We start from the raw sequence: 12,062 nt of genomic DNA on the forward strand, positions 1-12,062 counted from the left end.
GCGCGGGCGGGGAGCATACTCAGGCCGTGTGCAGGGCGGCGTGCAGTGTGTCCGTCACCTGGATGCGGGCCGCCCGGGACACCTCGGTCCCGCGGAGCAGGTCGAAGAGCACGAAGGCGTGGATCGTGCCTTGGTAGCGTATCGAGACGACGGGCACGTCCGCTTCCCTCAGCCGGGCCGCGTACGCCTCGCCCTCGTCGCGGAGCACATCGGCCTCGGCCGTCAGGACCAGCGCCGGCGGCAGATCGCGCAGTCGGCTCACGGGTGCGCGCAGCGGCGAGACGGCACCGTGCGCCCGGCTCTCGCGGTCCGGCGCGTACTGCTGCCAGTAGCCGCACATGGCGTCGCGGCCGAGGAAGTACCCGTCCGCGAACCGCCGGTAGGACGGGGTGTCCATCGCCGCGTCCGTCACCGGGCAGACCAGCACCTGGTGCCGGAAGTCCGGGCCGCCGCGCTCACGCGCCACGAGCGTGAGCGCCGCCGCCAGTTGGGCGCCCGCGCTGGCGCCGACGACCGCCATCCTGGCCCCGTCCAGGCGGCACTCCGCGCCGTGCCGGGCGACCCAGCGGGCCACCGTGTGGGCGCGCTCCACGGCGTGCGGGTGGCGGGCGTCCTGCGGGGTGTCGTACTCGGGGACGACCACGGCGGCGTCCGCGCCGAGCACGAGGTCCGCCAGCAGCAGCCGGTGCGCGTACGCGTCGGTCAGCATCCAGCCGAGGCCGTGCAGATACAGCACGACCGGCAGCGGCTCGTCGGCACCGGCCGGGCGCAGGATCCGTACCCTGATGCGGTTTCCGTCGGACCCCGGCAGCGCGAGCCACTCCTCCTCGACGTCCGGATCGTCCGCGCCGCCGCCGTCCCACAGGGCGGCCATGCGGGACCTGGCCGAGGCGGGGTCGCCGGACGCGGACCCGTCGTCGGATCCGGTCCCGGAACGGGGCGAGGAGGGACAGGCGTACGTTTCGGCGAAGGCCCTCGTACGCCGTTCGAGCACAGGTGTCTCCCCGGCGACCGGAACATCTGCTTCCACGGGAACTCCTGCGCAGGGGGCGGATCGCGGGGCCGTTCGCGGCTCCGCCGGCTCGGAGTACTCACCCTAGGACGCCATCGGCCGGAAACGGGACCAGCAGTCCCACTGATCCATGCCGCTGCGTGCACACTTCGGGCGGTGCGCCCGACGTGGAGGCGGAAGACAGTCATATGACCTAACGCCTCCCGCGGTTGTCGGCCCAGTCTCACTGTCATGGGCCGTGGACCAGGGGTGACCGTCCCCCTCTGCCACGCACAGGGCACCGGCCCGGGGACGGTTGAAGGGAGCCCTCCGTGAGCGCTCGATCCCAAACGGCCGTGTCGCCGGGCACCGAGACCTCGACCGACGTGGAGTCCGCCTTCGCGCGCTGGCTCACTCGCCTCGTGGCACCCGAGGACGCCGACAGCCGCGCCAAGGGGTCCGTGACGCTGCGGCAGTTCGGATACGTCCGCATGCTCACCTGCGAGTCAGGGCCGCTGCGGCTGGTCCGCGGCCCCCGCCCGACCGCGCCGGGGACGGACGAAGCGGTGGCGCTGCTCCTTCCCCGCGAGGGGACGGTGCGGCTGGTCCAGGAGGGGCGCGGTGTGTCCGTGGTGCCGGGTGAGTCGGCCCTCATCGACCTGCGCCGTGCCTTCTCCGTCGAGCACGGGGGCACGGCCCGGACCCTCTTCTTGCGGCTGCCCCTGCACGCGCTGCACGTTCCCTCGGCCCCCCTGCGATCCCTCACGGCCCGCGTGATCCCCCCGCCCGCGGGCTCCGCGGCCGTACTCCCCGCCCTGCTCGGGCACTTGGAGACCTCGGCCCCGCGGGTGTCCGCCCCGGTGGGTGAACGACTCGGCGGTCTCGTCACGGATCTGGTCGCCGGGCTCGTCGAGGACCTCGCCGAGGACACGGAAGGGCCGCCCGAGGACGACAGGCACCCCTTGGTCGTCACCATCCGTCAGTACATCGACCGGCACCTCGGCGACCCGGAACTGTCCGCGGAACACATCGCCGCGGCGCACGTCATCTCGGTCCGCTATCTGCACCGCCTCTTCGAGACCGAGGGCGTCACCGTCGGCAGGCTGATCCAGCGTCAGCGCGTCGAGCGGTGCGCCGGGGAGCTCGCGCGGCGCGGCCGGAGCAGTCCGTCCATCGCCGTGGTCGCCGCCCGTTGGGGTTTTCGCAGCCCGGCGCACTTCAGCCGCGCCTTCAAGTCCGTCTACGGCAGTCCGCCGCAGCAGTGGCGGCGGACAGCGATGCCCGGGCCGGCCGATGCTCCGGGGGCGCATGTCTGACGGCGCCGACGCCCCGGGGGGACATGGCTGACGGGCCGTCAGCGACGGCCGGTCCCGGGTTCCCCGGCGGGTCCCGTCCGGCCGTCGCGCCAGTCGCTCGGCGACATGCCGTATGCCGTACGGAAACTGCGGCTGAAGTGGGTGGCGCTGGCGAAACCCCAGCGTCTGGCGACCGCCGCCACCGTGATGTCGCCGCGTGCCGGACGGGCCAGCTCGCGCCGGGCCTCCTCCAGGCGGCGGTGCTGGATCCAGCGGCCGATCGTGCTGCCCCGCCCCTCGAAGAGCTTGTGCAGGTAGCGGATCGAGATGTGCTGGGCCTCGGCGACGGTGGCCGGTGTCAGGTTCCGGTCCCGCAGGTTCGCGTCGACGTACGCGCGCACCCTGCGGACCAGGGCCTCGCGGTCCTGGCCGTCCTCCGGGGAGCCGGGGCCGGCGTCCTCGACGGCGAGCAGCGCCACGAGGTCGGCGATCGCCCCGGCCGAGCGGAGCACGGTCCGCGACGGGGGTCCGGGCTCGGTCGCGGCGATCTCGCTCAGGAGCGGGCCCAGCAGCGGCGCGACGGTTCCGTCGGCGAACGGCGCCCGCCCGGCCAGGTCACGCGCCTCCCGGTCGGTCAGGGCCAGGGCGCGGCGCGGGACCCGCACCAGGTGCAGTTCAAAATCCTCCGTCTCCTCCAGGGTGAAGGGCCGCACTCCGTCGCGGAGGAAGACGTCTCCGGGCAGGCAGACCTCGGTGCTGCCCGGCCCGGCGAGCGTGGCCCGCCCCTCGGTGTGGAGGCCCAGCAGGACGTACGGGTCGGCGACGGCGTCGGCATCGGGCACGTGCCGTACCGGGCGCGCCGTTCCCCGGAACGTGCGGATGTGGAGAAAGCCGAGCGTGCGGGGTGCGGAGCTGTCCCCCGTGGTGGCGGTGGGGGTGGGCGTGGTCGTCATCACGCGGCCAGCCTGATGCGGTCGGGCCCGGCTGACGAGAGCGTACGGCCTTCCCTGCGGGCAGGGGCACGAGCCGTGCACGCACAGGCATCGCGGCGGTGCCACGGTGGTCGCAGGGCGACCGGAGGAGAGTCATGGGCAGCGGGCAGGGTGACAGGACACTCGTCGGCCGTCGGCGCGAACAGGCGCTGCTGGAGAGGTCCCTCGAGAACGCGCGCATCGGTGCCCGCGGGTCGGCGACGGTGCTGCGCGGTGACGCGGGCATCGGGAAGACGGCGCTGCTGGAGTGGACGGCCACGCGCGCGGCGCGGGAGGGGTTCACCGTCCTGCGCGTGGTGGGCAGCGAGTCGGAGTCCGGCATCGCCTTCGGTGCGCTGCACCATGTGCTGTTGCCGCTGCGGGAGAACTCGCACGCGCTGCCCCCGCACCAGCGGCTCGCCCTGGAACGGGCCCTGGGGCTGCGCGACGGACTGCCGCCCAAGGGGTTCATGGTGGGCGCGGCCGCGCTGGCGCTGCTCGCCGAACAGGCGCGCCGCGGCCCGGTGCTGATCGTCGTCGACGACCTCCAGTGGGTGGACCCTTCCAGCGCCGCCGTCTTCGTCTTCCTCCACCAGCGGATCGTCGCTCTGCCCGTCGTCATGATGTGCGCGAGCCGGTCCGACGGTTCCGCGCTTGAGGGCTGGCCCGCCCACCCCGTGGACGTCGAGGCGCTGTCGGGCGACGACGCGCGGACGTTGCTGCGGCGCCGGCACCCGGGGCTCGCCGCCGGCGCCGTCCGGCGGATCCTTACGGAGGCCGCGGGAAACCCCCTCGCTCTGGCCGAGTTGCCCGGCCGGCTTGCGGACGAGCATCGCAGGGGCGTCGTACCGCTGCCGGACCGATCGCCGTTGGGCAGCCGTCTGGAGGAGGTGTTCGTGCGGCGGCTGCGGTCGCTGCCCCAGAGCGCGGTACGTGTCCTGCTGCTCGCCGCGCTGGATGACGCGGCGGCCGTCGGTGGCGATGTCGTGCGCCGGGGAGATCAGGGTGGCGCCGAACATCTGCTGGGCCCGATCGAGTCGAGCGGGCTCGCCCGCTGGGACGCCGCGGGGCGGCTGGTCTTCCGGCACCCCCTGGTGCGGAGCGCTGTGCTCGCCGCCACCTCGGACGCCGAACGTCGGTCCGCGCACCGCTTGTTGGCGCAGCGGCTGCGCGAGGAAGACCCACGTCGGCTCCTGCACGAGGCCTCCGCCGCCGAAGGCCCGGACGAACGGCTGGCCGCCCGCCTCCAGGAAGCGGGCACCCGCATCGCGGCGCGCGGCGGTGACGCGGAGGGGGCCATGCTGCTGGAGCGCGCAGCCGCTCTGGGGACCGGTCCCGGCGACCGCGCCCGCCGTCTGACATGGGCCGCCGTGATGTCGGCGCGGGGCGGGCGGCTCGCGTACGCGGCGGAACTCCTGAGGGAGATCCGGCGCTGCCCGGTGCCGGAGGACATCGCTCCGCTCTTCGCCTACGCGGTCGTGTACGTCGACCAGAGCCACCACGTGGACTTCGCCTCGTCCTACGAGCTGCTGCCCGGGGCACTGGAGGCGCTGACGGCGCCCGGCGCGCCGGCCTTCGGCGATCTCGTCGAGCAGATGGCGTTCAAGCTGCTGCTCGCGTCGGCCTACACGGGTGACCCGCGCGGCTGGGACGTACTCAAGCGGCATCACGAGCACCTCTCCCCCGCCGTACGCCTGTGCCACCGCGCGTGGGCGGACCCGCCGCGCACGGCGCACGGCGCGGAGAGGGAACTGCGGTCGCTGGTGGCGCGCGTCGCGGCCCGGCGGGAGACCGCGGCCGCCTGGCTGCTGCTCTGGGCGGCGTCGGCGGTGGACGCCGCCGACGAGGAGCTGCGGCGGCTCTTCGACGACGAGCACACGTACGCCACCCAGGGGGCCGTCGCGAAGGCGCGGTGCCATCAGGCGTTCCTGCGGGGCCGTTGGGACGCCGCCGAGGAGTGCCTGCGCGAGGCCGACACGGCGGAGGAGCTCGGGTATCACTGCAACGCCCTGCTCTTCCGGCACTATTACGCGCACTTCCTGGCGGGCCGGGGCGACGAGCGGGGGCTGCGCGAAGTGCGGGCGCGGATCGGGCCGGTGGCGGCGTCGGCACGGATGCGGTTCGTCACGGACCACCTGGACCGTCTCGACGCCCTGGCCGCCCTGGCGCACGGGCGGCACGAGGAGGCGTACCTCCTGCTGCGTCGCATGATGGCTCCGGGCCGCTTGCCGCGCGGCCTCGCATGGTTCCACCTCCCGTTCTTCGACTTCGTCGTGGCGAGCCTGCGCTGCGGCCGCCGGGCCGAGGCGCTTGCCCACGTCGCGGCGGGGCGGGCCGCGCGGATGGACTCCGTCTCCGCGCACCACGCCTTCCTGCTGGCGGCCGCGACCGCCCTCACGGCGGACGACGCGGACTCGGACGCGGCGTACGCGGCGGCCTGCGCGGTGCCGGGGGCTGGTGAATGGGTCTTCGACATGGCGCGTCTGCGGCTGCTGCACGGGGCGGGGCTGCGCTGTCGGGGCCGCCGTGCCGAGGCGGTCGAAACGCTGCACGCCGCCGTCCGCGCCTTCCAGGCGCTGGGCGCGGATCCGTGGGCGGAGCAGTGCCGGGCAGAGCTGCGGGCCGCGGGCCGCCCGTCGGACGGCCCATCGGCCTCGGCCGACGAGCTGACCGCGCAGGAGTTGCGCGTCGCCCGCCTCGTATCCACCGGCCTCACGAACAAGGAGGTCGGCGCCGCGCTCCAGCTGTCACCCCGCACGGTCGGCGCCCATCTCTACCGGATCTTCCCGAAGTTGGGGGTCACGTCGCGGGCGGCGCTCGGGCGGGCGCTGCCGAAGCCTTGAGAGCCTGTCTTTGAACCCCCGTCGTCCGCGCGAAGCGCGGGCGCAGCGGCGGATTGGGGCCTCCCCTGCTCGAGCGGAGCCGAGAGCTTGGGGAAGCGTGCGATCGGAGTGCGGAGTCCCAGGTCATGTGGCGGAGCCACCTGTCCTGGGACTCCGTGCGCCGAGCGTGCGTGCCGGGCGCCGGGGCGCAGGCGGGGGTTCAAAGACAGGCTCTGAGAGCCGAAGGCCTCCATACGTCTTGCTCGAAGCCTTCGAGCAACGCCGGGCCTCCGTGGCCTCCGTGGCCTCCGCCGGGCGAGTAGCGGAGCCGCCGTGCTCATCCGTCCCGGGAACGTGCACCGGTACCCGCGCGACTGGACCGAGATCAGCGCGCGAATCCAATTTGAGCGGGCAGGCGGCCGCTGCGAGCGCACAGGCCACTACGGCTTGGCGCACCCGGAGGGCCGCTGCTCGGGCCTCCACGAGCAGATCCATCCCGACACCGGTCCACCACGGTCGCCTGACCACCGCTCTTCTCAACCACCAGCCGGAGGGCGTGCGAGTGCTGGTACAGCGGGGTGTTCCAATGTGCGGATTGCCCGCTACCCGCGCCCGCGCCGAGGGCCCGCTTCCGCGCCGAGGGCTGCGACATCAAGGACGGGGACGTGGCCCGCCCTGCCCCCTTCAAGGACCAAGGACCGACGTCTACCTCCGGGGCCGCGGCCTGTGCAGCAGCGTGCCAGCGGCGCGGTCCTGGCTTGCGGTCCCTTCATCAACCCCTGTGCCGCCGAAGACTGCGAGAACGAGGAAACAAGGGGCTGGGGCCAGGCCCCGACCGACATCGTGGCCGGGGCCTGGCGGGTGACTCAATCGGCCTGGTCGTTTGCTTGCTTGGGCAGGCAGAACAGCAGGGCCCACATCAGGGAGAGGAGGCTGCCGACCCACCAGAGCACGCCGATGAACGCGTCACGGTTGAGCCCTGCGTCAAGCGAGCCGCCGGTGGTCGCGAAGAACACCAGGGCGGTCAGCGCGGTACCGAGGGCGATGCCCAGGTGCATGACGGTATTGAACAGGCCCGAGGCCGACCCGGCGTCCTCGTGCGGAACCCTGGCCAGCGCCATGTCGGCGAGCGGGCCGCCGACCATGCCGAGGCCGAAGCCGATCAAAACCACCGGAGCGGTCATCGTCAGCAGGGTCAGGTCCGCCTGGCCCGCGTCAATCTGGAGCCCGTAGGCAGACATCGAGGCCAGGGTGATGAGGGCTCCGGCCTGGGGCAACCGGCGGGCGAAGCGCCCGCCGCTCTTCGCCACAACCGTCGCACCGCCCAGCTCTCCGAGGGAGAGCAGCACAAAGGCCAGGGCCGCATGGAATGGGCTCATGCCCAGGCCGCGCTGGAGGTAGAGCGTCCAGGTCATGAAGAACAGCCCGCACAGAAGACCATGCATCAGCTGCGCCGCCATGCCGCCGGAGAACTGTCGACTCCGGAAGAGAGACAGGGCCACGAGCGGGGCGTTGCCCTGCTTGCGCTGCTGGTGGCGCAGGAAGACACCGAGCACGAGAAGCCCGGCGGCAAGCAGAGCGAAGCACCACAGCGGCCAGTGATGGAGATGCCCCTCGGTGAGCGGAAAGACGATCAGGACGATGGCCGGCGCGGACAGCAGCATGCCGGTCAGGTCGAGCCGGTCGGCCTTCTTCACGGTCGACTCGGGGATGAACCTGCGGCCCAGGCGGACCACGGCGAGGCCGACGGGGACGTTGACCAGGAAGACCGGCCGCCAGGACAGCCCGAACAGGTCCGCCTCGGTCAGCAGACCGCCCATCACCGGACCCAGGACGTTGGCGAGCGACATGATGGCCCCGTACAGACCGAACACCTTGCTGCGGTTCTGCCCCTCGAAGGTGACATGGAGGGTGGCCAGGATCTGCGGGATCATGATGGCCACTCCCACGCCCTGGAGGGTACGGGCTCCGATCAGCATGCCTGGCCCGGCAGCAAGGCCGCACAGCAGCGAGGCCGTGGTGAACACGACGGTGCCGATGAGGAGGATCTTGCGCCGGCCGTAAAGGTCGCCGAGACGTCCGCCGGTGATCAGCCCGACGGCGATGGGCAGTGAGTAGCCGGTGGTCAGCCACTGCACCGCGTCCGGTCCGGCGCCAGTGGACTCCTGTATTGCGGGCAGGGCGGTCAGGACGACCGACTGGTCGATCATGTCCATCAGTTCGGCGCCCAGGAGCACCAAGAGGGCGATCCAGGCAGCCAGGCCCATCTTCGACAGTCCAGGCGTGGACTGGGTCGGGGGCTGGGTGGTGTGCTTCGGCTCGTTGCCGAGCGCGGAGGAAGACACGACGGGAAACTCCTGATCCAAAGGAATCGGGAAGCCCTGCCGACAGCCGCACCGGGGCCGGAAAACACGAAACCCGGGGCAGACGGCAGAGCTGCACCCGGGAAAGAGAACTACGGGGAGGGTGACGCAACTCAGGCCAGCGCGACGTCCGCCCCCGGACACGTGCGACAGAACAGCACGTGGGGAACGCGGACGGCTACATGGCCTGGTTAATAGGTCGTCACCTCAAGATCGATACGTAAGGAACAGGAACTTCGGTCGCCGAGACCTCCGACGAAAAGGCCTGACCATCATATGACATCTCGGGGCCCTTCGCACATCAGAATGCGTAGGACCGCACCCCCGCCACCCAGGAGCCGACAGACCACTGCCGGAGGCCCAACCCGTCAGGCTTCCGAACAGGCTCTCGGGACGATTCTGGCGGCTGCGGCTGGAGAGGCGCCGGCCTTTGGGGCGGTGGGCAGCCGCTTTCGGCGGTGGCCAGTGTTCACGATCGCCATTCTGATCGGGGGCCTGCCGCGCTTTGTGGTCACCGCCTTCACCAACACCTTCGCGCCGCTGGCCGTGACCATGGCGGTTGAGGGTCTCGCCTTCGGTGTGCCCAACCCCACCATGGCCACAGTGACGTATGAGACGGTGCCGGAAGAACTGCGCAGCCGCGTGTTGAGCGCGTCGACGGCCGCGGTCCATCTGTCACTCCGCTGGGCGCACTGGCTGCGGGCTTCCCCGTGGATTCGATCGGCCCGCCCTGCACGCTGCTGAAGGTTGGCGGTGTGTATCTGCTCGCCACGCTGTGCCCGTTGATCTTCCCGGTCTGGAAGCAGATGGACAGTACCGTCTCTCCGCACGACAGCGCGCAGGGCTCCGCCGCCGCGAGTCTCGGGACCGAAGCAGGCGTAGAGGTGCGGGCCGATTGCGCCTGCGCTGCCTTCCGCCTGCGGACCACCGCCCGGAGCTGCCAGGCCGTCGCGACGTTTGCCAATGACCTGTCGCAGTGAAAGTTGAGTGATTCTCAGCGAAGGTCAAGTGAGCTCTTCTTGTCCTGCGACGTGAAAGTAATGGCCGGTGGTGACCGGGTTTCGTGACGAGGCGCAGCTTCTGATCGTTCCGTCGCCCCGTTCATAGCAGCGAGATCGCCTGGCACTCAGGATGAGAAGATCAGCGCCTGGAGAAAGTTGACTTGTTTTGTTCGATTAATCGGAGTTGGCGCGTGGCAAGATCGCCGCGACCGCAACACGGTTTCCCGAGGGAGAACGCCCATGCGCCTGCACCGACGTATTGCCGCCACTGCCGCGTCACTTGCCCTGGCCTCAAGCGGCTTGGTCGCTCTTGCTGTTCCTGCCGCGTCGGCCGCCCCGGCCGGCGCCCTGAGCTGTAACGGTGGGCCCGTCACGGGAAGTGCCGGACATGCCGGCTGGCGTTTCCAGTGCAACAGCGGGACAGGGACCAACTGGCGGGCCAGAATCGTGTGCCTCGGCGCTCCGCAGCCCTACACGCACTACGGCAACACCGTGAGCGGGAGCAGATCGGGCACCTCGACCGTGTGGTGCGCGGTTCCCGGCCACTGGGTGGACGTGGACAACAACTACCCGGCCATGGTCCCTGCGTAGATCTCGGGCCCTGCGGAGGGTTGTCAGGACTCCGCAGGGCGTCCCCGGTGCGGAGGGTTGTCGAAAGGGCCCGGCGTGAGGCGGCTGGACGGCTGTGCCTCGGGGAGAACCTCGGGCCGGGCGCCGCCCAGTGATGGCCCTTGCCCGCATCGATCCCCACCCATATCCGGATCCGCCGCTCTGACATCCCACGTTCCCCACGCCGAAACCAGCACGCTTCTCATCCCGGAGAACACCCCGCCGTCAGCTCCGTGAACAGCGACCACGGCTTCCAGGTCGCTTCGATCCACTGGCCCTGGCCGTGGTGGTTGCGTATCCGAATCCGGGAGATGTCGTGGGCGTCGTGGCGAACTTCCCGCAGGCCCTTCTTCTCACCTCGATGAAGGCGGCGTACTTCTCGTTCGGCGTGAAGGAGCGGTACAGGTGCAACAGGTCACACAGACCGTGCTGTTCGCAGTTTTGCCGGACGACGAGCCATTCGTCCCGCAGTTCCTACAAATCTTCGGTAACAACGCTCGACCTTCGCTGCGAGAGATCACCGGACACTGACCTGCCGCAATGATTCCTAATGCGGTCTGTCAAGCCGCGAGGACGGCCGGCGGCGTGAGTTCGTAGCACCGTCCGTCGCGCAGAAGGGCCCAGAGGACGTTCACACGGCGTCGGGTGAGAGCGAGGACGGCCTGGGTGTGACGCTTGCCCTCGGCTCGTTTGCGATCGTAGAACCGACGGGACTCCTCGCACGTTCGGATGCTGAACAAGGTGCTCGTGTAGAAGACGCGTTGGAGCCTGCGGTTGTATCGCTGGGGGCGCCGTAGATTGCCGCTGATCTTCCCGGAATCTCGCGGTGCTGGGGCGACGCCGCCGAAGCCGGCGAGCCGGTCGGGAGTGCCGAAGACGCTCATGTCACCGCCGGTGGCGGCCAGGAACTCGGCGCCGAGGATGATGTCCAGGCCGGGCATGCTGGTGTTCACTTCGAAGTCGTGGTGCTCGCGAAACGGGGCCTCGATGAGCTTGTCGATCTCAGCGACCTGCTGGTTGAGGCTCATCACCTCCGCCGCCAGTGTGTGCACCATCTGGGCGGTCAGTCTCTCGCCCGGCAGGCTGGTGTGCTGTCGCTCGGCCGCCTCGAAGGCGGCCTCGGCCAGCTGGTCGGCACGGAGGAGCCGGGAGCGGCAGTCGTCCGAAGGCCAAGAGGAACGCAGTTTCAGCGAGCCCGATGGCTCTCCCGCACCCTCCAGGCGACGCCACATCTGCAGCTGCCGCCGCGACCTCTTCTGACGGCCGGTCAAGACCTTATGGAGATCCAGCTCCGCGGGCTTCCGCCGAAAGTCCTTGGTTTTCCAGGACCTTCGGCCTGCATCCGCTCACCAGGAGAGCCGCGTGCGCCCCCGGGGAAGCCACATGATCATGAAAATCCGTCCAGGTGTCGGGGTGGGGCCGCCAGGCTACCGACCCCGCAGAGTTCGAGGGCTCAGAAACAGGCACTCAGCAGTACGTCCGGGCCTTCTTGATGGCGGGTTCGGCCCTTTGGGCGTCGGAGGTCACGTTGAGCAGCTGCTGGGCCTCCCTCAGGGCGTCGGCCAGCGGCTGGAACTTGGCGTCCGCCAGGGCGGCCGCCCTGGCCAGTTCCTCGGCGCCGACGAGGCGGGCCACCGCGACGTCGAATGCCTGCCCGCCGCCGGTATCGGGCATCCGTTCCGGCAGCCGGCTCACGGCCGCACAGGCCAACTCGGCGTCGGCGCCCTGGACCTTGCCGGACGTCGCCCCCGACTAGCAGGCCGTCAGAGCCAGCAGCAGGCCGACCGCGGGCACAGCGATTGTCGGACGCCTCATCAGTTCCCCCGCTCGAAGACTTCCGGCCATCCTCGGGGGCTTCGCCCAGGGGGCATAAGTCCGATCCCGGCCAGCTTGCACGGCTACCGACCCCGCACCCGAAGGTTCAGAGACAGGCACTAAGTCAGGACGGCAGCCGTGTCCCCTGACAGTCACCGTTGCCGAAGGCCAGTGTCAGTGCGTCATGGCATGCTC

The 12,062-nt window shown here is 70.9% G+C and carries 8 protein-coding genes and 1 pseudogene; 4 read left to right on the top strand and 5 right to left on the bottom strand.

Annotated elements, in window-relative coordinates:
* Positions 1–19 precede the first annotated feature (19 nt).
* The gene (locus tag AC07DI_RS35920; protein WP_478909004.1) at positions 20–1,030 is read right to left on the bottom strand and encodes an alpha/beta hydrolase; all 1,011 of its coding nucleotides are present in this window, start codon (positions 1,028–1,030) and stop codon (positions 20–22) included.
* 293 nt (positions 1,031–1,323) lie between these two features.
* Here AC07DI_RS35920 and AC07DI_RS35925 point away from each other — a divergent pair, with 293 nt between their 5' ends.
* Positions 1,324–2,307: a helix-turn-helix domain-containing protein gene (locus AC07DI_RS35925; protein WP_478909006.1), complete on the top strand. Its 984-nt coding sequence runs from the start codon at positions 1,324–1,326 to the stop codon at positions 2,305–2,307.
* 38 nt (positions 2,308–2,345) lie between these two features.
* On the opposite strand, the gene AC07DI_RS35930 is transcribed toward AC07DI_RS35925, so the two are convergent.
* Entirely contained in the window at positions 2,346–3,239 is an 894-nt protein-coding gene (locus AC07DI_RS35930) for a helix-turn-helix domain-containing protein (protein WP_478909055.1), read from the bottom strand.
* Between the two features lie 134 nt (positions 3,240–3,373).
* Here AC07DI_RS35930 and AC07DI_RS35935 point away from each other — a divergent pair, with 134 nt between their 5' ends.
* A complete protein-coding gene (locus tag AC07DI_RS35935) occupies positions 3,374–6,100 on the top strand; it encodes an ATP-binding protein (RefSeq protein ID WP_478909008.1) in 2,727 nt (908 codons plus the stop codon).
* A gap of 845 nt (positions 6,101–6,945) precedes the next feature.
* Here AC07DI_RS35935 and AC07DI_RS35940 read toward each other — a convergent pair.
* Positions 6,946–8,424 carry an MFS transporter gene (locus AC07DI_RS35940; RefSeq protein WP_478909010.1) on the bottom strand — a complete coding sequence of 493 codons (1,479 nt, stop codon included), beginning with the start codon at positions 8,422–8,424 and terminating at the stop codon, positions 6,946–6,948.
* A 324-nt stretch (positions 8,425–8,748) separates the two neighbouring features.
* On the opposite strand from AC07DI_RS35940, the gene AC07DI_RS35945 reads away from it, so the two are divergent.
* A complete protein-coding gene (locus AC07DI_RS35945; protein WP_478909011.1) occupies positions 8,749–9,186 on the top strand; it encodes an MFS transporter in 438 nt (145 codons plus the stop codon).
* Positions 9,187–9,197: 11 nt separating this feature from the next.
* Positions 9,198–9,422 (top strand): hypothetical protein, encoded by a 225-nt coding sequence (locus AC07DI_RS35950; RefSeq protein ID WP_478909013.1) that lies wholly within the window; start codon positions 9,198–9,200, stop codon positions 9,420–9,422.
* 1,190 nt (positions 9,423–10,612) lie between these two features.
* On the opposite strand, the pseudogene AC07DI_RS35955 reads toward AC07DI_RS35950, so the two are convergent.
* Together AC07DI_RS35955 and AC07DI_RS35960 are read right to left on the bottom strand one after the other, a co-directional pair.
* A pseudogene (locus AC07DI_RS35955) lies at positions 10,613–11,200 on the bottom strand (transposase); the annotation flags it as partial.
* A 319-nt stretch (positions 11,201–11,519) separates the two neighbouring features.
* Entirely contained in the window at positions 11,520–11,747 is a 228-nt protein-coding gene (locus tag AC07DI_RS35960) for a hypothetical protein (RefSeq protein ID WP_478909015.1), read from the bottom strand.
* Between the last annotated feature and the right edge of the window lie 315 nt (positions 11,748–12,062).

This window comes from Streptomyces sp. NPDC044106, assembly GCF_056433985.1.